This window comes from Bacteroides sp. BFG-637 (assembly GCF_024793605.1).
In the GTDB taxonomy this organism is placed as follows: domain Bacteria; phylum Bacteroidota; class Bacteroidia; order Bacteroidales; family Bacteroidaceae; genus Bacteroides; species Bacteroides vicugnae.
The window spans coordinates 6,519,362-6,542,387 of the sequence record NZ_JANUPD010000002.1 but is presented as its reverse complement, the minus strand read 5'-3'; the positions used below and the strand labels follow the sequence as shown (position 1 = coordinate 6,542,387).

Here is a 23,026-nt window from a genome sequence, read left to right as displayed (position 1 = left end):
TTTGTCATAATTCGTGTTATCTTTGCAACCTGTTAGAGACAAAAAATCTGTTTATAGGTTAAATTTAAGAGAGAATTTATGAAAAGAAAATTGATGTTCTTAATGACCTTCCTTTTTATAGGTATAGGTCTGGTGACAGCGCAAACATCCAGAGTTACCGGTTTGGTTACCTCTGAAGAAGATGGGCAACCTGTCGTAGGTGCTTCAATATTGGTGAATGGCACTACCCTTGGTACTATCACTGATATTGACGGTAAGTTTACAATCACGAATGTACCAAGTTCTGCTAAGACTTATTGATCTTTTTTTCTCCCTTTCCTCGTGCTTTTTTTCTCCTATCTTATTGTTTTTCAATGTTTTTGTTTCGGATTTTAAAAAATAACCTATTCTTCCGTTTCTTTTATTGAAACTTCCTTTATCAATTTTCATTTATTTAGTAATCTTTGCTTCTCATTGATTTTTGAGATGGGATTAATATTCTACCCAAATTTTGAATGAATTTCCCGGTGTTTTTCTTCATCTAAGCATTTTTAATGTTCGTGTTTTGAAGGCATGAGTTAAACGTTATAATCTGATAGTGATTGAAATTATAAGTGATAGTAAAGGAGAATATGAAGCACTGCAAGTATAAGTTGTCTGACACCCGGGTGTCAGACAACCTAGTTCTACTAACTAAAATAAGTGTAAAGCCATACTATTTAATTTGCATTAGAACAAACAAATTTACGTTTCTACAAAAACGGGATTTTCAATTGCTGTTATTTTATTCCGCCACAATTACTTCGATGTCATAACCTATGAAAAGTCCACTCTCTATAACACCGGTGATTGCCTTCAGTTGTTCTTCGAGCGAAGAGTCGATGTAGTTGAAACGGGTGTCGAGGATAAAGTTGCCGTTTTCGGTAAAGATAGGTCCGTCTTTGCCATGAGCAGGACGGAGAACAATTTCGGATGCACCCAGTCGCTGCAACTCATGCTCTACATAAGTCAGTGAGTCCGGAAAGACCTCTACCGGGATGGGAAATTTGCTTCCCAACTGATTCACACGCTTACTGGGGTCGATGATGATGAACGTTTTGCGGCTGCTTCTAATCAGTAGTTTCTCTTTGAACATCGCTCCACCACGTCCCTTAATCAAGTTCTGTTGCGGATCTACTTCGTCCGCTCCGTCGAATGTCCAGTTGGGGCGTTTGTTCCAGAGGGTAGTTTGGGGGATGCCTAGCTGTATGCAGCTCATCGAGATTTCTTGTGAGGCGGGAATCACTTCGATATGCAAGTGCTCTTCACGAATTCGTCGTGAGAGTTCGAACAGAGTCAGGTAGACTGTAGAGCCGGAGCCGGCTCCTATCACATCCCCGTCTTTTGCCGTGGCGGCAATTTCACGGGCTACGTGTTCTTTTGCCTCCCGGTTGATGATGGAGTCCGACCATTGCAGGTGTTTTATCAGGTGATTTTCCCAATCCATAAATTTGCGTTCTAAATCGTTTTCGTTTTAAGTTCCTCTTTTCTATATAACGAATTTGTGAATCTGTTTGTTTGTTCGTTTTAAATTCAGGTGATCTGATTGTTTAAATAGTTAATAAACGATTCGTTAATTTTTAACTTTGTTGCGTTAAACGTTAACGAACCTCTGCTTTTTATTAAACCGTGTTATAAGTTGGGCTGCTTTGGCCTGAAAATTTGGAGATGACCGAAAAGTCCGTATCTTTGTACTGTGTTTTTCATAGTATTAGATTTAAGGTTAACAAAGATTGGCTGTCTGGGATAGATAGCCTTTTTTTTGTCCCTACCATTCCTTACAGAATCAGCCAGATTGCAATGATATGTCCGATGCTGCCTCCCAGGCAAAACAAATGGAAAGTGGCATGCATATACGGTTTGCGCAATGAATAAAAGACAGCTCCCACGATGTACGAAACTCCTCCGCCGATCAGCCACCAGAAAGCGGTAGTGGCTCCCATTTCTCCCAGATGATCCAGCAAAGGCTTCATGGCCACTAATATGCACGCACCCATACCCACATAACAGGCCGTTTCGAGGTTGCTGTGTTCTTTCAGCTTTTTGAAGCTAAGAACGAAACCGGCGATAGCCGACAGCCAGACGAAAGCGAAAATTCCCCATCCCCATCCTCCGGCATGCCGCAGGACAAGTAGCGTGAAAGGAGTGTAGGTGCCCGCGATGTGCAGGTAGATAGCTCCGTGATCGAATTTGCGGAGCAACTCTTTCAGTTTGCCCGGACGGCTGCCGTGATACCACGTAGAACTGATATAAGAGGAAAGCATTCCCGCCAGATAGACGGATACACAAGCAACTGCCCACTGCGGTTCCATATTCTCGGAAGCCTTTTCCAATAGGAAATATCCGGCCACGATTCCAAGCAGGATACCTGCTCCGTGACTAAGGGTATTTGCCCATTCTTCTATATTATTGTATCGTTGGTTCTTCAATGTTCCTTTTATTGAATGGTTAAGTCGCAAAAAATATTGAGTCGCAAAGATACTTTATTTTCCGAAAAGCGTTTCCCTCCTTATTCTTTTTTTAAAATGATTTTTCCTCCATATTGTCCTGCCACTTGCTTGCGGAAATCAATGAATGCCGCATATTCATCCGGACTGTAAACCCCTTTGCACATAAACAATCGGTGAGTGATGTAGATTTCCTTATCTTTCACCTGAATATCGGAATGGAAACTGCCGAACTTGCTTTTCACGTCAAGCGGTTTCGGAAGTCCTTCGATTACATATCCTTCCGGCAGTTGGATGCGGATGCTGTCGGCATCTGTGTATCCGTAGTTGATGTAAATGGGATAGGTGCGCTTCGTCACAGGAGGAACACTGAATTCTTTTCGGAACACATTGGCGGGGATAAACAGACGGTTGCCCGTTTTATGCCCGTATTGATTGCTGGTGGCAGTGTAGTCGAAGGTGATAGACGGATTGGCCTCCTTGCACTCGCTGATTTGCAGGTTCTGAATATCGGCTTGGGATAAGTTGATGCTTGAACGGATGCGGTCTTTCTGTTTGTTGGGCTCCAGATAGACGATGCCTGCTTCATTCTCATATTGGAAAATCCGGGAGATTTCGTTCACCTCTATCCGTGCCCCGGCTGTGGGGGAGAGGGTGATGTTGGCAACGATGTGCTGCGTGTTCAGCGAGTCGGGATAGGTGGGCAGGCGATACATCTGGCCGCCGGTCGGTTCGATGAGTAAGGCGTCGTGTCCCGCAATGTCTTGGTGCACATAGCCGAAGGGAAGCGATGGGTTTGTACATTCCAGCCAAAGCGTATCTTGGGGAAGCGGAACTTGCAGGATGACGTGATTCATCTGGTTGGCACTGGAGAAGTCCGGTAGCAAACGCTGGTTGGTGGTGCTGATGACTGTATAAGTGGAAGCAATTCCCAACTCTTTCAGCATGGCGCGGGTGTAATTGGACAATCCTTTACAGTCGCCGAACCCCGTGCGACAAACATCGGCGGCGGCAATGGGTTGTAAACCTCCGATGCCTAGTTGGATGCTCACGTAACGGGTGGTTTTGGCCAGATAGTCGTAGATTGCTTTCACCTTGTCCCGGTCGGTAGTGCAGTTGGCTGTCAGTTCGTGCAGCTTGGTGCGGAAAGGTTCGGTGAGCAGGTCGCGTCCGTCGAGCAGTTGGTATTGCCATTCTCCGTACTTTTGCCAGCTGCTCATATCGCCTTCCGACTTGTCGTACTTGAAAGCGGAGGGAGCAAAGTAGACACGTGGAAATAGCTCGGCGAAATCCGGACCGAAAGGTTCTTTGATGATGGGAGAGAGCTTGGAAGCGGTGGCTTCGATCACTTGCTGCCCGTCGGCTCCGGTGGACTCCTTCACTTCGATTCCTTTTCCCTGCGTGTTCAGTTCGCGGTATCTGCATCCTTGTCCTGCGGGCAGCTCGATCCGGTAAGTCGCTTTCTCCACTCCCTGGTTAAATTCTGCCTGCGGGACAAAAGGGAGATAACCGATCAGTCCGTTGTTGCATTTCATTTCCCATTCGTATTTCACTGTGAAAGGGAAAGAAGGATAATTACATTCGTAATAATAAAAATAATCGTCCGTGGTAAGCGAAGAGCTGTATTCACTTTTTTGTAGTTCGGATTTCTTTATCTTACGTACACTTTGTCCGGTGGCATTGAGGATTTCTCCGGAGAATTTCTGCAAAGAACGGAACATGTCACATCCGCAGAAGAAATATGCTGCCTCCAATCCTTTGCGATTGAGGATGGTGATTGTCAGGCTTTCTTTTTCTATGGATTGAGTCATGGATTTGCAGAGAACCTCTGTGTGTGCTTCCACGATGATGGAATTGGCATCCTTGAGAATATCCTGTGCACATGTCGGCTGCGTGTGCAGACTTAGGTAAAGAATGGCACAGGACAGACCGAATGCCCGGCATATCCTTTGTTTCAGGATGGGGTGGCTGGAACGAATCATTTTATAAATAGGTAAAGTTTATATTTTCTTGAGTACTAAAATCTCGTTGTTTTTCTCGGCAATCATTTCCCAGAACGCTTTCACTCCTTTGTATTCGTCGATGAGATGAAGTAGTTTGTTGAAAGCGAATGAGTAAGTGACGGTGATTGTGTTATTTTTTTGCTGGATGTTGTATCGGCAGAATCCTTGCCTGTCTTCCGTTTGCAGATTCATCGACTGTGGCAGTTCGTCTACGGCATATCCTTCGGGAAGTGTCAGGTTGACCACCAGCATGAGCTGTTCGGTGTAAGGCATTTCCAGTGGCAGTCGTCGTTCTACCTGGATAAACGGACACTTGCTGACATGCATGAAAATCAATGGGTTGACGTAAATCAGATGATCGTTTACGGTTGCCTGCTTCTCAAACTCGAAACTTTCCGTCACTTTGGGTGAGAAGATGTTCACTCCTTCCGTAGTGAACTTGGTTATCTTGATGTTTTCTTCCGTTTCCAGTTTGTTGATAAACTCCGTGCTGTCTTTGGCTGCATGGTAACGGCTGCGGAAACCGGAGGCGTATTGTCCGACGTAGCCCGATTGGCGGTTGCCGGTGATCTTTCCGTCAGGATGAATTTGAGCTTTGACGGATGAACGTATCTGGTTTTTCCCGAGCTTGCTCAAGTCTATCCAGTTGTCTTGGCCTATGCCATTGATGAGGCGTGCGCGGTTTACCATCAATACCGGTGGCAGGATATTCATGAATCCGTTGGTCACGGAACCGTCGAGGAACACAAAAGTGCTGTCGGTGTCGGCTATGCCGACAATAAAGGTATTGAGCTTCTGGATAGAAGGATGGCTAAGAGGAAGGATTCCCAGGTTTTTACGACTCATGACTACCGGATAACAGGGAATTTGAGCGTCACGCAACATACTCATTAACGCAAAGTTGATATCCGCATTGCTTCCTGTGCCGTTTTTGACAGCCTTCTTCACTTCGCTGCCGTAGAGGGCGTATTGCCCGTTCCACGAAATTTTGCTTTTGAGGAACGTGTAGATGGCCGCAATCTTGTCCTGTCGGTCGGAGAGCTTGTCGAGAGCCAGTGTCGCCATTTCGTCCCGGTACGGGTTGCGCATTTTGAGTGGCGAACCGAAATCTTCGTCCTCCATCAGCATTTTGTCAATTTCCGTCCAGGTGTGCGTAAATGATTTGTAGAGTGCTCCGGGGAAGCTGATCCCCCGCAGTTCGAAGTTGACGCCGCTCCTGTAATCGTCTGCACACCATACGTAGCTGTCCGGGCGGAGAGCGGGTAATTGTTTGCCGGTGAAACTTAGATGGCGTCCCGTACAATCGATTTTTTCGATCTGCCCATTCTGATATTGCAGGTGGAAAGATATGCTTTCCGACTGATCTTTCGGATTTAAGGTATGTGATCCTCTCATGTCGAGGTTGAATTCGAAATATTCCGGAATCGTGATGTCGTATTGTGCCAGGAGTACGGGGATATCTCTTTGAGCTTCCCAATGGTTGATGCTGTAATAAAAGTCGGAATTGATCTGATATTTGTATTCGAATACGGTTCCTTCGCGGACGGCAGGTATCGAAAATTTGACCTGTTCATAAGTTTTGTTGAGTCGCTCATTGAAAATCAGGTCACGTTTCATTTTGGTACGCACTATTTTCCCATTTTCCATATTGTAGGCCGAGGCGTCAATCTGACCGACATTCTCCTTCATGATTCCACTGTTCGCGTTGGAGTAAAATGGAATGTTGATGTCGGCATAAGACGTACCTTCGGATTTGAGTATCTTGATTTTTGTTTCGTATGTGTACACAAGCCGGAATTCGTTGTTAATCAGGTCGTAGCGGGCGGTATTCTTTGAATAGAGCACTACGGCTGTGGCGGCTGTGTCCGGGGCATACGCAGTCATGTTCAGCTCTTCCTCCGATGGTTTGCCGTATTTTAGGCTGGGGGTGATGGTGTTTGTGTCTGTTTGCTGGGCAGAGCTTTGCCACCCCAGTAGTAAGAAAACGAAGGTTAACAGTGTTTTCATCATGATTTTGGAGTTTTTAAGTTGTGATGATTCTATAGTTTCTTGAGCACGATGAGTGCGTTGTTTTTCTCGATCACTTTGGTCCATAGTTCCTGCAGTTGTTTGTATTGTTCGGTGAGGAATATAGGTTCTTTCAAGTAGAAAATATAATTAAGTGAGATTGTATTTCTCTGTCTCTGAATCATATATTTGCACTGCAAGCCGTCTCCTTGTGTCCGGATGACTTGTGGCTGGGGCGTTTCTTCCACTTCGTATCCTTCGGGGAGAGTCAGTGTAGTCAGCATTGTAAACTTGTACGGATAAGGAAATTCAATGGGAAGCACTCGTTCCGTCTGGATAAAAGGATTGCTTTTTAGTTGCGGAAAGAGCATCGGGTTAATATAGAGGTGGCTGTCCGTCTGGTCGGTTTGCAGGACGAAGTCGAATTCTTCTTCTATCAGTGCCCAGTCATTTTCCTGCTTTTTCACTTTCAGGTTGGTGACGGTGAGTTTGTTTTTCTGGCTGGCATTGCTTTCGGGGGTCGAAACGATACTGTCTTGTTTGTGCTTCTCGTTTGCCTGATATTCTACGGCTTCCTGTCCGTAGAGAATGGTGCTGCGATGTCCTTTCACTTGGTTTCCTTCCATGCGGGCCTCAATCTTCATAAAACTTTTGTTGTCGGCAAGAGCCATTACGTTCACCCATTTCTTTTCTTCTTTCACTTTCGGGGAGAGGATACGCGCTTTGTTTACAGACAGTTCGAGTGGAAGTATATTGAGAGCGGGCACGTCCATGGAGCCGTCTAAAAAGACGTATTTCTGTTTGTTTATGTCGTAGATGGCGACAATGAACGTATTCAGTTTTTGCAGGGAAGGGAAGTTGTAAGGCAGCATGCCCGACGAACGTCGGCTCAAAACTACCGGATAGGCTTCCAGCCCGAAGTCTTTCAGAATGCTGATAAGGATGAAATTCAGGTCGGCGTTGCTGCCGTTTCCTTTGGGAATCACCTTTTCGAGTTCCTTGCTGTAGAGCTGATAGCGTCCGTTCCATGCCATTTTCTTTTTGAGTATCTGAAAGGCGCAGATAATTTTCTCTTCGAAACTCATTTCGCTGTTGTATGCCTGTTTCGTTTCCGGGCGGAATGGGTTGGTGAAGGAAAGGTATTTGCCGAACTGTGTATTTTCCGGTTTCAACAGTTGATTGTCTACATCTTCCCATTTCTGGCTGTATGGCTTGTATTCGTTGGGGGTAAATTGCGTGCCTTGCAGGTCGAAACTTACTTGCACCTTGTAGTCTTCCGGGCACCAGCAGTAGGGTTCGTCCTGACGGATAGCCGGAAGGTTGCGTGAGGTAAAGGTGGTTTCCTGTGCCGAAACGGTGAAGTCTTTGCTGACTCCGCCTACACTGCCTCCCTCACGTTCCGTGGCATGGATGGAGGAGTCTCTTTGTTTCACTTGTATGTAGTCCTTTCCCCGCAATTCGATGTTATAGATAAACACATGCGGGATGGTGATCTTATACTGGTTGTAGAGCATCGGGAGTTCTTCCTGCATCATCCAGTTGTCGATGTGTGAAAAATAGTCGGAGTAGAGTTTGTAGTGATATTCGATGACAGTGCCTTCTTTGACAGCAGGCAGAGAGAATTTTAGCATTTTATACAGGTTGTTGATCCGCTCGAAAGAGATGGATTCCCGCTTCATGGACGTTTTTATACATTTCCCGTTTTCCATATTGTAGGAGCAGCCTTCTATGTCGCTGGCTCTTTCCTGTCCTTCGTCCCTATCGGTGGGAGAGTAGTAGGGAACGGATACGTCGGCGTATGACACTCCTTGCGGTTTCAGGATTTTGATGCGTACCCAATGCTCGGTAGTCAGTTGAAAACCGTCGTGGTAGACGAAGTCACTTTGTCCCTGATGGAAAAGATAAATAGCCGTGGCGGTGGTGTCGGGGGCATAGGAGGTGAGAGATAGTTCTTCTTTGGAAGGTTTTCCGTACTTTAGATTGGGCTCTATGGTGGCTGTTGTGGCTTGTTGCGAGTGGACAGGCGACAGAAATTGTAAAAGAAATGCGCAGAGAATAAATAGTTTTTTCATAATTGTGTTTTTGTAGTATGCTCACAAAGATAAAAAAATAGAGAAAGGCGATACACCTTTCTCTATTTTAATTTTGTTTTATGTATAAAATATATTATACCAAATGTCCGATCCATTCTTCGCGGTCGCCGGGGAGAAGGTCGATAACGGGAACTTCTACCATCGTGTAGCATCCCGGTTGTTGCTTCATGGAAGCGCGTGCCACGCATACCAGTACTTGTGCGGTCAATGCGGGGTTGTTGATACGCATATTAAATTCGAACAACTGGTTCTGTGTTTTGCCTGATACACCTTTGCGAGTCAGATTTACACCATGACCCATGTCCAGCAGGGCGTCTACACTCGGAACGAGTTTTACGTGTGTTTCATCGTTCACGAAGTAAGGATCTGCTTTGATGGCAGCGGCTACTTCTTCGAATTTATATCCGTCTTTCAGTTCGATGTATACCATGCGGCGGTGGATTCCCGTGCCGGTCGGAATGGTCATGGAAAGGGCAGCTTTCACTCCGTCAACCGCTTTTACGGCTACTGTGTGTCCCATACTCATACCGGGACCGAAGTTGGTGTAGGTGATGCCTTTCGGAGCAATTGCTTCCAGCATGGTGCGTACGATGGAATCGCTTCCCGGATCCCATCCGGCAGAGATGATCGATACGGCTTTATGTTCTTTGGCGGTAGCATTCAGGGTACGGCGCAGGTCTACGATACCGGTGTGGATATCGAAACTGTCTACCGTGTTAATTCCCATCGCCAGATATTCTTTTGCATATTTCTCTACGCTGCGGGTCGGCGTACAAAGAATAGCTACGTCTACTTCTCCCAGCTCTTTTATGTCCTTCACTACTGCGTAGTTTGCCAACTCTTCCGGTTTGTTCTCTGCTCCTGCACGACGAACGACTCCGGCTATTTCGAAATCAGGTGCCGCCTGAAGCGCTTCAAGTACATAATGTCCAATGTTGCCATAACCAACGATGGCAGCTCTTACTTTTTTCATTCTTTTCTTGGTTTTAATGAACAAATTTCTTTCTTTTGCTTGCAAAAGTAAACAAATTACTACTAACTTTGGTTCATCTGCTTTAATATTTTATTTTTTTTCACTAGCAGGTGATATCGGTCCGCATGAAAGCAAATCAGGGTGTGATGTGCTACATTGAAAAAACTCTGTGGCCTCTGTGTCCTCTGTGGTGAAATTGTTTTATCTTTGTCCCTGTTATGATAGAATATAATTAGATATGATAGAATATATTAGGGGCGAACTTGTCGAACTAAGTCCGGCAACCGCGGTGATTGACTGTAACGGGGTGGGATATGCCGCCAATATATCTTTGAATACCTATTCGGCTATTCAAGGAAAGAAAAGCTGTAAGCTATATATTTACGAGGCGATTCGTGAAGATGCGTATGTGCTCTACGGATTTGCCGAGAAACAGGAGCGGGAGATTTTCCTATTATTGATTTCCGTCTCCGGAATCGGGGGGAACACGGCACGTATGATTCTTTCGGCTCTCTCGCCTGCTGAATTGGTGAACGTTATCAGCACCGAAAATGCGAACATGCTGAAAACGGTGAAAGGCATCGGGCTGAAGACTGCGCAACGCGTGATTGTCGACCTGAAAGATAAGATAAAAACAATGGGAGGGGGTGCTGCCGGAGGGGCTTCCGCAGGTCTGTTGTTGCAACCTGCCAATGCGGAAGTGCAGGAAGAGGCGGTGTCTGCATTGACGATGTTGGGGTTTGCTGCTGCACCTTCACAGAAGGTGGTATTGGCTATCTTGAAGGAGGAGCCGGATGCTCCGGTAGAAAAGGTTATCAAACTGGCTTTGAAACGTTTGTAGTATGGAAGCAACAGAAGATATATATGAAAGCATGGCTGGACGCTCATGGTCGTGCAAAGGTGGTAGGCACGGATGAATGGTATCTGGATTTCGCTAATCATTTATTGCCGTTGGTGGCAGAATCGTATTTATTTAAATGGGAAACAGCGGAAAGTCAGCAACAAGTAGCTTTGATGGTGGCTTTGTACCTGGAAGATTGTGTAGCGGATGGCGGAAACTGGCGTCAGTTTATTCATTGGCACCGGAAAAGCTACGGACGTTATTTGCCTTTCTACGCACTGACGGAGGAATATTTGCCGGACGAAATTAACCGTGAAGATGTTGTTTTCCTTTTGTGGGCCATCAATTCTCCGGTTGGCGATGATTTTGATGGAGTAGAGAACCCGATGGATGCGGATTTGCTGGAGTTTGCGGATACACTTTACAACCGTTTGGATGCTGCGTTCGAATTGGCTCCTATCAGCGATCACCTGGCAACGGACTGGCTGATGGAAACGGAGCTGATGCAAAAGAAGCGGATGCCTCTGCCGGTAGTTTTGCCGGGAGAAAAGATGCCTACAAACGTAGAACGTTTCCTTGAAGCGAGCAAAGGTGAACCACTTTTATACTTTGATTCTTACGAAGCGCTGAAATTTTTCTTTGTGCAGTCGTTGAAGTGGGAAGATGAAGAGGATTCTTTGTTGCCTGACTTAAAGGAGTTCGGTAACTTCGTGGTTTTTGCCAATCCGAAAGGGTTGTTGATCGGTCCTGATGTAGCCGAATATTTTGCAGACAAACGTAATCCGCTCTACAATGCCGAACTGGCTGAAGAGGAAGCATACGAATTGTTTTGTGAAGAAGGCTTGTGTCCGTTTGATCTGCTGAAATATGGAATGGAACATGATTTGTTGCCGGAAGCACAGTTCCCGTTTGAGAACGGAAAGGAGTTGTTGCGGGAAAACTGGGATTTTGTGGCTCGCTGGTTTTTGGGTGAGTATTACGAAGGAGAATAGGAGTTATAAGAAATAAGTACTGTTTATATAGTTGCTGTCTATGCCAATCAAAAAAAGTAACAATCCTTTTGCCGGAAAGACAAAGTCTGCAGTCGGTAAAAAGAAGACGACCGGAAAACGGGTCGGAAAATCGAAACAGGAAAAGGCTAATAATCAGTTGAATAGAAGGGTGAAATAAAGGTGTGTAGACCACGCCGTTTTTGGTTGTCAGGCTACGCCGTTTGATGATGGCAGACTACGCCTTTTCTCCCTACCAGGAAACGCCTTTTCTCTCACGCAGAGGATTAAGAGTCTCATTATACATTTGACGGGAATAGTTGTCGTTTATGAAAAATAACAACTATTCCCGTCTATTTTATTATTAACCAATGTTTTTTTCTGCTGGATAGCTTCTCTTTTGACGGTTATGAGTGATATTATAAGTAAGAAAGTAGGCACGGATTACGCGGATTACACGGTTTTAAAAAGATTGCGCAGCCAAGACCGTGTAATCCGCGTAATCCGTGCCTAAATATATTTCTTTCTAACCGGATAGCTTTCTTTTTGCTGAATGGCTTTCCTTTTACTAATCGGTAATTTCTTCCTGTGCTTTCCGTTCTTTCTTCTTATTGATGAATCCGATTTTCAGGTTGGCTTCCTCTTGTTCTTTTTTAATCTGCTCCATGGCAGAGAGGATTTGTGCTAATTCGTAAACACCTGCTGCGGCCTGGCGGTCGGTGGGACTCATTGTCGTTTTATAGGTGCGGTCGCCTATATATTCCACACGGATATTTTTGTCTTTATTGAGATTCAGGAATTCGATCACATTTCCGTCTTCCCCTAGTTTGTAGTCAGCTTTTTCTATTTTCTCGTTCATATCCGTTGACTCGTAGCTGTCTTTGGAGCTTGGAGTTTCTGCAAAACTGCCGTCAGGGGCAATCACTTTCACTTTTGTATGGTGGATATTGCCGGCACCACAGTAGATGGAAGTCATACTCATTATACCTTGCTCGTTCACTTGGAAGCGGAGGTATGAACGGTGCATATTCTTTTCAATGGTCTGTGTAGGCCAGAGGTAGTTGCCGACTTGTTGATATTCGGCATCTTTTTCTAGTTTGAATTTGTCCTTGATGGCATTGAATTCTTCCGTCTTTGCCTGAAAGGCGCTATCCAGGTAAGCAAGCGTTTTTTGCTGTGCCTTTGTTTCAACATCGAGCATCAGTGCCTGTCCCGCCTTACGTGCTTCGAACGCTTTGGGATAGAGAATCTTGATACTGTCAATTTGTAACTTAGCTTCTTCATAGTCGCCACGTTCGTAGGCAGCCTTGGCAACCATCAGTTTTTCATTGGCTTTTTTCTCAAGGCCATTTCCGCAGGCAGCTAATGCCAGCGTACCACAAAAGAGGATAGTCAGTTTTTTCATCACAAATTCTATTTACTGGTTTTATTAGCGGCAAAAGTACAAATATATCCCTTATTTTTGTAATTTTGTCCCCTCAAAACTTATAACTAAAAAGAATGATAGAGTTGACTCAAGAGGAATTGAAGCAGCATTTTAGCGAACCCATCTTCGGACAGATAGCCGAAACGGCTGATACACTTGGTATGGAGTGTTATGTGGTAGGTGGTTACGTTCGTGATATTTTTCTGCAGCGTCCCTCTAAAGATATAGATGTAGTAGTTGTAGGAAGTGGAATTGCAATGGCGGAAGCCCTTGGAAAACAGTTGGGACGTGGTGCTCATGTTTCTGTTTTCAAGAATTTCGGAACAGCACAAGTAAAATATAGAGGCACGGAAGTAGAGTTTGTTGGTGCACGTAAAGAGTCTTATCAACGGGATTCGCGTAAACCTATCGTTGAAGACGGCACGCTGGAAGACGATCAGAATCGTCGCGATTTCACGATCAATGCTTTGGCCGTATGTCTCAATAAAGCACGTTTTGGCGAATTGGTAGATCCGTTCGGAGGTTTGGAGGATATGAAGGAAAAGACAATCCGCACTCCCCTCGACCCGGATATCACTTTCAGCGATGATCCCTTGCGCATGATGCGTTGCATCCGTTTTGCTACGCAATTGGGTTTTTACATTGATGATGATACTTTCGAATCGCTTTGCCGGAATAAGGAACGGATTGAAATTATATCCCGTGAACGTATTGCGGACGAACTGAATAAGATTATTCTTTCTCCAATCCCCTCAAAAGGATTTATTGATTTGGAACGTAGCGGTTTGCTGCCGTTGATTTTTCCGGAATTTGCTGCCTTGCAGGGGGTGGAAACACGGAACGGGCGTTCCCATAAGGATAATTTTTATCATACGTTGGAAGTGCTGGATAATATCAGCAAGAAGACTGATAACCTTTGGCTTCGTTGGGCTGCTTTGTTGCACGACATTGCCAAACCTGTCACGAAACGTTGGGAACCTAAAGCGGGATGGACGTTCCATAATCATAACTTTATCGGTGAAAAGATGATTCCGCATATCTTCCGCAAGATGAAGTTGCCGATGAATGAGAAGATGAAGTATGTACAAAAGCTGGTCAGCCTGCACATGCGCCCGATCGTTATCGCGGATGACGTGGTGACAGACTCGGCTGTACGCCGTCTGCTCTTCGAAGCGGGTGATGACATTGACGACTTGATGATGCTTTGCGAAGCGGACATTACTTCCAAGAATATGGAACGTAAACAGCGTTTCCTGAATAACTTCCAGTTGGTTCGACAGAAACTGAAGGATTTGGAAGAGAAAGACCGTGTCCGTAATTTCCAGCCACCTGTGAGCGGTGAAGAAATTATGGAGATTTTCGGCTTGGAACCTTGTCGTGAGGTCGGAGTCTTGAAGAGTGCTATTAAAGATGCAATCTTGGATGGAGTGATTCCGAACGAATATGAGGCGGCTCATGCTTTCATGCTGGAACGGGCAAAGAAGATGGGAATGACGCCTATCCGCTGATAGAAGGATGGAACAGATATATTATAGTATTCAGATACAGATTTATACGAGTCAGTAGTTGAATTGGAGTAAAAACAGTATATAAATGAACTATTTCACCACAGAGGACACGGAGGACACAGAGGTTATAATAATCTCTGAATTAGAACTCTGAAAACTCAGTGTCCTCCGTGTCCTCTGTGGTGAAAACCGTACGGAAATGAATGATAACTTGCTTTCCAACTGCTGATTATTCATTATTTTTTTATCCGTACGTTTACCGTTTGGGCAACGTCACCGAAAAATGAGGATTCGGAGTATGTTGTTCAAAGATGATAGCCTTCATCTTTTCCACGATATCCGGATGTTGGAGTGCTATGTCATGATCCTCATGAATATCTGTTTTTAGATTATAGAGGAACGGTGTTCCTTTTTTCACTACCATTTTCCAATCATCCATGCGTACGGCAATTTGGTCTGTTTCATCAAACTCCCAATACAGAAAGTCATGTTTCTTTTGCTTATTTTTACCCAGCAGTGTGGGAGCGAAAGAAATCCCATCGAAATAATCGACTTCTTTTTCCTTATTGCGATATTTCTTTTCGTAGTCTTTGATACCAATGACTTCGCAGAATGTCGGCATTAAATCATAAAATGCACAGATGTGATCATTTACTTCGCCTGCAGGTATGTGTCCCGGCCAACGGACGATAAATGGAATACGTATTCCTCCTTCGTGACATTGACGTTTCAGTCCGCGTAGTTTTCCGTCTCTGCCGAAGAAAGTAGGATCGGCTCCGCCTTCCTCGTGAGGGCCGTTGTCACTGGAGAAAATAACCAATGTGTTTTCGTCCAGTCCTTTTTCTTTCAGTTTTTTCAAAACTTCGCCCACGTAATAGTCCAGGCGGGTAATCATTCCGGCAAATTGGGCGTGTGTATGCGTGATGGCGTTGTATCGTGAGCCTTCGCTTCCCTTAAATTCTTTATCCGGGTTGAATTTAGCTTTGTATTCATTCAGGATAGAATCTTCCGGCTGAACGAGTTCCGCATGAGGCAAGGTGTAAGTCAATACGCCGAAAAACGGCTGTTTACCGTCTTGCTGATCCAGCCACTCCAATGCTTTCTGGTGAATCATGTCGGCCGAATATTGCGGACGTTTCAGGTAATCGGGACCATACATCGGATATTGGATGTTTTCATCCATCACTACACGTACCACTCCGGTGTCACCCAATGCTTTACTATAACGGTTCAGGAAATTAGGGTAATAAAGATGGGCCTGAAACTGACAGATATAACCGTAGTATTCGTCTATCCCCCGTTTGTCGGGAGTGGAACAGGAGCCTTCGTAACCTCCGGCCCATTTGCCGAACATACCTGTGGTGTAGCCGTTATCTTTCATGATCTCCGGCAGGATTACGTGGTCGGGATCATAAGGGTGTTGCCCCACTATTGAGTATTCTTTATTCTGTCCATATTCCACGAACGGTGCATTTTTCCAGTACTCCTTGTTACCTCGTACTTCACAATGGCCTGAATGTTGTCCTGTCATGAATGAAGCTCTGGAAGGGGCGCTGACGGGACTTCCTGCGTATGCTTGCGTAAAACGCATTCCTTCACTGGCCATGGCGTCTATATGAGGGGTGCGGATAAATGGTTGACCGTAGCATCCCAAGTCTCCATATCCCATATCGTCACAAAGGATGAAGAGGATATTGGGCTGGGTATTTTTTTCTGTCCGTTGGCAGATAGAGTAGATAGAAGCAGGATGCTGCCTATCAATGGGATTGATTGATGATTCATGATGTTGTTGTCATTAAAATGAAACATTTCCTTCACGTACGCTTTGAAGGATACCCTGCAGTTCTGCCACTTTCTCCGGCATATTCTTTGCATAGTTGGTTACCTCTTTCACTTCTTTCATCTTATAAAGCTGGGGTTCTTTAGAGTTTCCGGTTTCTATCTTCGGTCCCCATTGAATCATTTTCGGTCCGTCATTCGGTTCGATGTATTTCCAGTCTTTGGTGCAGACGGACAGTGTGTGATTGGAAGCCTGCTCTATCACCCACGGGCGGTCTGTCTTTTCTTTACCCAGCCAACTTCCCAGATAGTTGTAACTATCCGGTGCGGCATTCTTAGGCATCGTAGCTCCGGTCAGGGAAGCGAGAGAGGCGAGCCAGTCCACTTGTGAAACCAATAAGTCTGAAGTCATTCCTTTTTCTACTCCTGCAGGCCAGCTGACGATGGCAGGAATACGGGTTCCTCCTTCGAAGGCACTATATTTGTTGCCCCGTAGCGGTCCCGCAGGACTATGACCGTTGAGCAGTTCCTCTGCTTTGTCATCGTATCCGTCGTCTACTACCGGGCCGTTGTCACTTGAAAGAATAATGAGTGTATTTTCTCTTAATCCCAGTTTTTCGAGTGCATTCAGGATTTCACCGACACAATAATCGAACTGTACGATAGCGTCGCCTCTTAATCCCATCGGATTTTTTCCTCTGAAACGGTCGTGAGGAAAGCGGGGCACATGTACGTCATTGGTGGCAAAGTAGAGAAAGAAAGGTTTGTTTTGGTTGTCCTCGATGAATCGAATGGCGTGTGTGGTAAGTGAATCTGCAATGTTTTCGTCTTTCCAGAGTGCTTTTCCACCGCCTTTCATAAAACCGATGCGTGAAATTCCATTAACGATCGACATATCGTGACCGTGACTTGGCTTGAGGTTATAAAGTAATTCAGGATTACTTTTTCCGGTTGGTTCACCCTCGAAGTTCTTTTGATAGCTGACTTCGATGGGAGCACTCGGATCATAGTTGGCTACTTTTCCATTTTCGATGTACACACAAGGTACACGGTCGGCTGTAGCTGCCATAATGTAATGATAGTCGAAACCTAAATCGCCCAGTGCACAAGGTAACGGAGCATTCCAGTCTTGAGTGGCGGTTTGATCTCCGAGTCCCAGATGCCATTTGCCTACTGCGGCAGTGGCGTAACCGACACTTTTGAACATATCTGCCATGGTGTATTGTTCGGGACGGATAATCATTCCGGCATTTCCTGCCGCTACATCCGTTCCTTCTTTGCGCCATGCGTATTCTCCGGTCAACATGGAGTAGCGGGAAGGGGTGCTGGTGGCGGCTGTTGCATGAGCATTGGTGAAAAGGATTCCCGATTTTGCCAGTCGGTTGACGTTGGGTGTCTGTACGTTTTTAGCTCCGTAACATTCCAGATCGCCGTAGCCGAGATCGTCGGCATAGATAAATACAACGTTGGGTGTTTTTGACTTTGTCGGTGTGGTGTTTTCCGGTGCTTTGTTGGCGGCTGTTGCAGCGCAGGCAACAGAGGAAACAAGGGTTAGAATGAAAGGTTGTTTCATTGTTTTTGGGGGTTAAGTGTGTTATTATTAGTAGAAAAAGATGTGCCTGTTCTTTGCCGGACACATCTTTTTCATTGTCTGTTTAACTTAATTCAATGATTTCTTCATTGCAGTTTGTCAGTTTTTCGATTCCTTCGTTGGTCACTACCCAGGAGTTCTCAATACCTACGGGACCTACACCCGGAATAACGATTTTCGGTTCGAGGGCAAAGACCATACCCGGTTCTAATGGTTGCTTTATGCGGGGAGCCAGTACCGGAGCTTCATTAATCTCAAGTCCGATGCCGTGACCGATAAACTTGGCTTGTTGTCCTGTTCCCATAAATTTGTCGGCAAATCCGGCTGCTTTGACTACTTCGATTGCTGTGTCGTAAAGCACTTCACAGGCAATGCCCGGTCTGGCAATGGAAGCAATCTTTTCCTGGATATCCAGACAAACTTGATGGGCGGTGTAAGCTTCTTCGGGCAGTTTGCCGATGGAGAATACACGGCTCATATCGTTCATGTAGCCGTTGAAGTTGCCACCTAAGTCCACCATAACGCTTTGTCCCTCTTTTAACGGAGTTTTATTTGCTCCTCCCGGCAAGGCAGGATCAAGTCCCTGACCGCCTAAGGCAAAATCGTAAGGAGAGGGGTAACCGGCATTGTCTCCGGTCAGTACACTACCCATGAATATTTCCATACTGCGTCCGAAAACCCGGAAAATTCCAAGACAACCTTGCAGGCGCATCAGACGTTCTATTTCGATGGAAAATTCAATGTCCGTCATACCGGGACGGTATACACTTGGAATCTGCTCATAAGCCTTTGCATGAGCAATGCTGGAGCGGCGGAACATTTCAATTTCTACAGGTGTTTTCACACTGCGCGCCTGGCGAATCAACGGGGTACCATTTACCACTTCCGCTTCCGGGAAGAGACTGGCCAGACGACAATATTCCGTATAAGGAAGTTCGTCACCTTCTAACATCAGTTTGGTTGGCATCGGCAATCCTTGTTCTTTCAGCAGATCAACGATTTGTTCCGGTTTGCGGATAGAGAATGAGTGCTCTCCTGTGATGTTATTAGGACGTTTAAAAAATAATAGTGCAGGCGAATGAAGGGGGAGGTAAAGATAGCCACTGATTACACAGCCATACGTGTAAATTAAATTTGCATTACAAGTGATAAGTGCGGCGTCGATGCCCTGTGACACCATCAGGCTGCGAATTTTGTCACGGCGAAATTTCAATTCGGGTTGTAGCATTTTTTATTTATTACTTGATTATTAATTACAAAACCAATAATAGTAAATTATTAGTTGTGAGTTATTTATCGCATATAACAAATTCACAAACTATTATTTAACCTATTATGCCACAAAGATAATTAATTCCAGCGAAAATAACGTTAATCTCAAAAAAATAGCGCTACCCGCGTCCTGTCACAGGAGGCGAGCAGCGCAAACCACAAATACAAATACAACTAAACAAAGTCCTTGAATAAATTGAGAATTAAAAATTGAGAATTGAAAAATAAATGTCTTGTTGACTAACATAGTCCACTACCAAACTCTTTTATTTTTTAATTTTTAATTCTCAATTTTCAATTATTAAATAACGCCTTGTCCCATCATTGCGTGAGCTACTTTCATAAACCCGGCAATGTTGGCACCCTTCACATAATTAATATATCCGTCGGGTTCCGTGCCGTATTTCACGCATTGTGCATGGATGCCGTGCATGATTGCATGGAGCTTTTCGTCCACCTCGGCAGCACTCCAGCTAAGGTGCATTGCGTTTTGAGACATTTCCAGACCGGAAGTGGCTACACCACCTGCGTTGACCGCTTTACCCGGAGCGTACATCGTCTTATGTTCAATGAAAAGATCGATAGCTTCAGGGGTACATCCCATGTTGGAAATTTCTCCGACGCAAAGTACGTCATTTTTTATGAGATTTTGAGCATCTTCTCCATTTAATTCGTTCTGGGTGGCGCAAGGAAGTGCGATGTCTGCTTTCACTTCCCACGGGCGTTTTCCTTCTACGAAGGTTGCGTTCGGATACTGTTCGGCATAAGGAGCCACAATATCGTTACCCGAAGAACGAAGTTCGAGCATATAGTCTATTTTTTCACCGCTGATACCATCCGGATCGTAGATATATCCGTCCGGACCGGAAATCGTGATTACTTTTGCACCTAGTTCGGTAGCTTTAGTAGCTGCTCCCCAGGCAACGTTGCCGAAACCGGAAATTGCCACTGTCTTACCTTTTATATCAATCCCTTTTGCCTGAAGCATCTGATTGACAAAATACAGTCCTCCGAAACCGGTAGCTTCCGGACGAATCAATGAACCGCCGAATTCCAATCCTTTGCCGGTGAATGTACCGGTAAATTCACGAGTTAGTTTTTTGTACATGCCGAACATATAGCCCACTTCACGTCCTCCTACGCCGATGTCACCGGCAGGCACATCCATGTCCGGCCCGAGATGGCGCCACAACTCCAGCATAAATGCCTGGCAGAAACGCATGATTTCGGCATTACTCTTACCGCGTGGAGAGAAATCGGAACCGCCTTTACCGCCACCCATAGGCAGGGTAGTCAGTGCATTCTTGAATGTTTGTTCGAAACCGAGGAACTTCAGAATGGAAAGATTAACGGATGCATGGAAACGGATACCACCTTTATAAGGACCTATCGCATTGTTGAATTGTACACGATAGCCGAGATTGGTCTGTACCTCGCCTCTATCGTCCACCCATGTCACACGGAAAGTGAAGATACGGTCAGGTTCTACCAATCTTTCTATGATTTTAGCTTTTTCAAATTCAGGATGTTGATTGTATATATCTTCGATAGAAAGAAGAACTTCCTTCACTGCCTGAAGATATTCAGATTCACCGGGATGCTTAGCCTCCAAAGAGGACATGATTTTCTGGATGTTCATGATACTATATTTTAAAAGGTTAATTCTGATAAAATGTCAACTAACTCACTGCAAATATAGGAAAAATTTTCAGATATGATTGATTTTGTGCCATTATTTTGATTAAATAATGATAAAATGATAGTAGAAACAAGTGCTAGGTATAAAGTATAAGGTATTAAGTATTAGGCTGCGCTGCAAACCGCATAGACTTATACTTAATACCTTATACCTAATATTTAATGTAAGTATTCAGCGCTAATACCTAATACTTAATATTCATCCCTAGGTTGTACATGATGAAACCGTAGATGTCTGCTTGTTCTTCAAGTACTTTTGCCATCGGTTTACCTGCACCGTGACCTGCTTTGCTGTCAATGCGGATCAGTGTCGGGTTTGTACCGTCGTTGTCTGCTTGCAGCGTAGCGGCAAATTTGAATGAATGGGCGGGAACCACGCGGTCGTCATGGTCGGCAGTGGTCACCAGTGTTGCCGGATATTTCGTGCCCGGTTTCAGGTTGTGCAATGGAGAATAGCCTTTGAGGTATTCAAACATTTCTTTGCTGTCTTCGCTTGTTCCGTAATCGCTTGCCCAGTTCCAACCGATAGTAAATTTATGATAGCGTAGCATATCCATCACGCCTACCTGCGGAATTGCTACACGGAACAGGTCCGGACGCTGTGTCATGCAGGCACCTACCAGCAGACCACCGTTGGAGCCACCTACAATGGCGATTTTATCTTTGTTCGTATATTTTTCGTTGATAAGATATTCGGCAGCAGAGATGAAGTCGTCGAATACATTCTGCTTCTGCATCTTAGTTCCGGCTACGTGCCAGTCTTCACCGTATTCGCTGCCACCACGCAGGTTGACTTGTGCGTAGATACCGCCATTTTCGAGGAATGGGATGCGCATTGCACTGAAACCAGGGTTGAGGCTGATGCCGAAACCACCGTATCCGTAAAGGAATACAGGATTTTTTCCGTCTTTCTTCAGATCTTTCTTATAGGTAAGGAACATCGGGACTTTTACACCGTCTTTGCTGGCAAAGAATACTTGTTCCGTCACAAAATCATCCGAGTTGAACTGTACTTTCGGTGCACGGTATAGTTCATAGGTGTTCTGGTCCATGTCATATTTATAAGTGGCACCCGGAATGGTGAATGAAGTGAATCCGAAGAAACATTCTTTATCGTCTTTGTTGCCGCTGAAGCCTACCGAACCGAGTGATGGCAGTTGGATTTCCTGAATCTGCTTGCCGTCGAGCCCGTAAACGTATGCATGGTTCGAAGCATCTTTGTCGTAAGTAAGGAACAGTTTGCCACCGATCACTTCTGCGTTTGAAAGAACGGCTTCCGATTCGGGAACGAGTTCTTTCCAGTCCTCCAGTTTCGGACGGTTGATGTCGGCTACCATGATCCGGTTTTTCGGTGCGCCATAGTTAGTATAAATATAAATCTGGTCGCCTATCACTTCAATCGGGTAGTATTGGTAATCGAGGTCGGTAGTCAGTTGGATGAAAGGAGAATTCGGCTTTTTCAGGTCTCGTATAAATAAGTTGTTCCCTCTTCCGGCACCGGATTCTGTGAGGAAGAGAATACGTTCGTCTTCGCTGGTGCTGGCTGTATAGAAACGTTTCGGATAAGCCGGATTCTGATAAATCAGTTTATCTTTCGATTGCGGTTCACCTATTTTGTGATAATAGATTTTGTGCTTTTCGTTTACGTTGGAGAATTCTTTTCCTTTGGCGGGAGCATCGTAGGCGCTGTAATAGAATCCGTCTCCCTGCCAGGCGGCACCGGTAAATTTGGCCCATTCGATGTGGTCTTCCAATAACTTGCCACTTTCAGTGTCCATGACAAATATTTCAGACCAATCCGATCCGCTGCGTGAGATACTGTAAGCGGTATATTTGCCGTCGTTTGAGAAATAAAGACCGGTCAGTGCCACTGTGCCATCGTCCGAGAGCTTGTTCGGGTCGAGGAAAACGCGAGGCTTACCGTCCAGTGAATCCTGTACGTAGAATACACTCTGGTTCTGCAGGCCGTCATTTTTACTGAAGTAATATTTACCATGTTTCTTGATTGGCGCACTGATCTTCTCGTAATCGGCCAGTGTGGTCAATCGTTTCAACAAGTTTTCCCGGAACGGAATCTGGCTTAGATACTCATTCGTTACTTTGTTTTGTGCTTCTACCCAGGCAGTAGTAGCTGCACTGGTGTCATTTTCCAACCATCTGTAAGGGTCGGGAACTTGTGTACCGAAGTACACGTCTACGGTGTCTACCTTCGCTGTCTCGGGGTAGACTAGCTTTTTCTGTTGGGGAGCGCATGACATCACCATGATTCCACTCATTAATAAAGTTACTTTTTTCATGTGAATAAAAAGTCTTTTTGAATAAACTTAAAGTTACAAATCTACAAAATAATAAGAGATAAACAAGTAAACTTTATAAAGAAG

16 protein-coding genes and 1 pseudogene are annotated in these 23,026 nt (G+C 45.1%); 5 read left to right on the top strand and 12 right to left on the bottom strand.

Annotated features, from left to right (window positions below; translation table 11 throughout):
* The first annotated feature begins 78 nt into the window (after positions 1 to 78).
* Positions 79 to 300, top strand: coding sequence for a carboxypeptidase-like regulatory domain-containing protein (locus NXX38_RS25855; protein WP_004297975.1), 222 nt, complete (start codon positions 79 to 81; stop codon positions 298 to 300).
* 463 nt (positions 301 to 763) lie between these two features.
* Here the strand turns inward: NXX38_RS25855 and rpiA are convergent, their stop codons facing one another.
* The 6 genes from rpiA to NXX38_RS25825 all read right to left on the bottom strand — a co-directional run bounded on the left by rpiA (position 764) and on the right by NXX38_RS25825 (position 9,541).
* The gene (gene rpiA, locus NXX38_RS25850) at positions 764 to 1,465 is read right to left on the bottom strand and encodes a ribose 5-phosphate isomerase A (protein ID WP_195650514.1); all 702 of its coding nucleotides are present in this window, start codon (positions 1,463 to 1,465) and stop codon (positions 764 to 766) included.
* Positions 1,466 to 1,796: 331 nt separating this feature from the next.
* Positions 1,797 to 2,447 (bottom strand): PAQR family membrane homeostasis protein TrhA, encoded by a 651-nt coding sequence (trhA, locus tag NXX38_RS25845; RefSeq protein WP_258981666.1) that lies wholly within the window; start codon positions 2,445 to 2,447, stop codon positions 1,797 to 1,799.
* Positions 2,448 to 2,527: 80 nt separating this feature from the next.
* Positions 2,528 to 4,447 carry a transglutaminase domain-containing protein gene (locus NXX38_RS25840; RefSeq protein ID WP_258981664.1) on the bottom strand — a complete coding sequence of 640 codons (1,920 nt, stop codon included), beginning with the start codon at positions 4,445 to 4,447 and terminating at the stop codon, positions 2,528 to 2,530.
* Positions 4,448 to 4,465: 18 nt separating this feature from the next.
* Positions 4,466 to 6,478, bottom strand: coding sequence for a DUF3857 domain-containing protein (locus NXX38_RS25835; RefSeq protein WP_008998785.1), 2,013 nt, complete (start codon positions 6,476 to 6,478; stop codon positions 4,466 to 4,468).
* 29 nt (positions 6,479 to 6,507) lie between these two features.
* Positions 6,508 to 8,547, bottom strand: a complete 2,040-nt coding sequence (locus NXX38_RS25830; RefSeq protein ID WP_258981662.1) for a DUF3857 domain-containing protein — start codon at positions 8,545 to 8,547, stop codon at positions 6,508 to 6,510.
* Between the two features lie 94 nt (positions 8,548 to 8,641).
* Positions 8,642 to 9,541 (bottom strand): diaminopimelate dehydrogenase, encoded by a 900-nt coding sequence (locus tag NXX38_RS25825; RefSeq protein ID WP_074558786.1) that lies wholly within the window; start codon positions 9,539 to 9,541, stop codon positions 8,642 to 8,644.
* Between the two features lie 238 nt (positions 9,542 to 9,779).
* Between NXX38_RS25825 and ruvA the strand changes: the two genes are divergently transcribed.
* The 3 genes from ruvA to NXX38_RS25810 are packed head-to-tail and all read left to right on the top strand — an operon-like array spanning position 9,780 to position 11,552.
* The gene (gene ruvA, locus NXX38_RS25820) at positions 9,780 to 10,382 is read left to right on the top strand and encodes a Holliday junction branch migration protein RuvA (RefSeq protein ID WP_258981660.1); all 603 of its coding nucleotides are present in this window, start codon (positions 9,780 to 9,782) and stop codon (positions 10,380 to 10,382) included.
* Positions 10,383 to 10,405: 23 nt separating this feature from the next.
* On the top strand, positions 10,406 to 11,374 hold the full coding sequence (locus NXX38_RS25815; protein WP_258981657.1) for a DUF3843 family protein: 969 nt from the start codon (positions 10,406 to 10,408) through the stop codon (positions 11,372 to 11,374).
* A 40-nt stretch (positions 11,375 to 11,414) separates the two neighbouring features.
* On the top strand, positions 11,415 to 11,552 hold the full coding sequence (locus NXX38_RS25810; RefSeq protein ID WP_162864708.1) for a hypothetical protein: 138 nt from the start codon (positions 11,415 to 11,417) through the stop codon (positions 11,550 to 11,552).
* Positions 11,553 to 11,939: 387 nt separating this feature from the next.
* Here the strand turns inward: NXX38_RS25810 and NXX38_RS25805 are convergent, their stop codons facing one another.
* Complete coding sequence (locus NXX38_RS25805) at positions 11,940 to 12,776, bottom strand: hypothetical protein (protein ID WP_074707794.1); 837 nt, start codon at positions 12,774 to 12,776, stop codon at positions 11,940 to 11,942.
* A gap of 95 nt (positions 12,777 to 12,871) precedes the next feature.
* Here NXX38_RS25805 and NXX38_RS25800 point away from each other — a divergent pair, with 95 nt between their 5' ends.
* Complete coding sequence (locus NXX38_RS25800) at positions 12,872 to 14,305, top strand: CCA tRNA nucleotidyltransferase (RefSeq protein ID WP_074707796.1); 1,434 nt, start codon at positions 12,872 to 12,874, stop codon at positions 14,303 to 14,305.
* A 256-nt stretch (positions 14,306 to 14,561) separates the two neighbouring features.
* On the opposite strand, the pseudogene NXX38_RS25795 reads toward NXX38_RS25800, so the two are convergent.
* The 5 genes and pseudogenes from NXX38_RS25795 to NXX38_RS25775 form a co-directional block, all read right to left on the bottom strand.
* A pseudogene (locus NXX38_RS25795) lies at positions 14,562 to 16,087 on the bottom strand (arylsulfatase).
* Positions 16,088 to 16,100: 13 nt separating this feature from the next.
* Positions 16,101 to 17,657, bottom strand: a complete 1,557-nt coding sequence (locus NXX38_RS25790) for an arylsulfatase (RefSeq protein WP_258981652.1) — start codon at positions 17,655 to 17,657, stop codon at positions 16,101 to 16,103.
* A gap of 82 nt (positions 17,658 to 17,739) precedes the next feature.
* The gene (locus tag NXX38_RS25785) at positions 17,740 to 18,903 is read right to left on the bottom strand and encodes a Xaa-Pro peptidase family protein (protein ID WP_258981650.1); all 1,164 of its coding nucleotides are present in this window, start codon (positions 18,901 to 18,903) and stop codon (positions 17,740 to 17,742) included.
* A 345-nt stretch (positions 18,904 to 19,248) separates the two neighbouring features.
* On the bottom strand, positions 19,249 to 20,586 hold the full coding sequence (gene gdhA / locus NXX38_RS25780) for an NADP-specific glutamate dehydrogenase (protein ID WP_074707804.1): 1,338 nt from the start codon (positions 20,584 to 20,586) through the stop codon (positions 19,249 to 19,251).
* Positions 20,587 to 20,830: 244 nt separating this feature from the next.
* Positions 20,831 to 22,942 carry a prolyl oligopeptidase family protein gene (locus tag NXX38_RS25775; RefSeq protein WP_217721673.1) on the bottom strand — a complete coding sequence of 704 codons (2,112 nt, stop codon included), beginning with the start codon at positions 22,940 to 22,942 and terminating at the stop codon, positions 20,831 to 20,833.
* Positions 22,943 to 23,026: the final 84 nt, after the last annotated feature.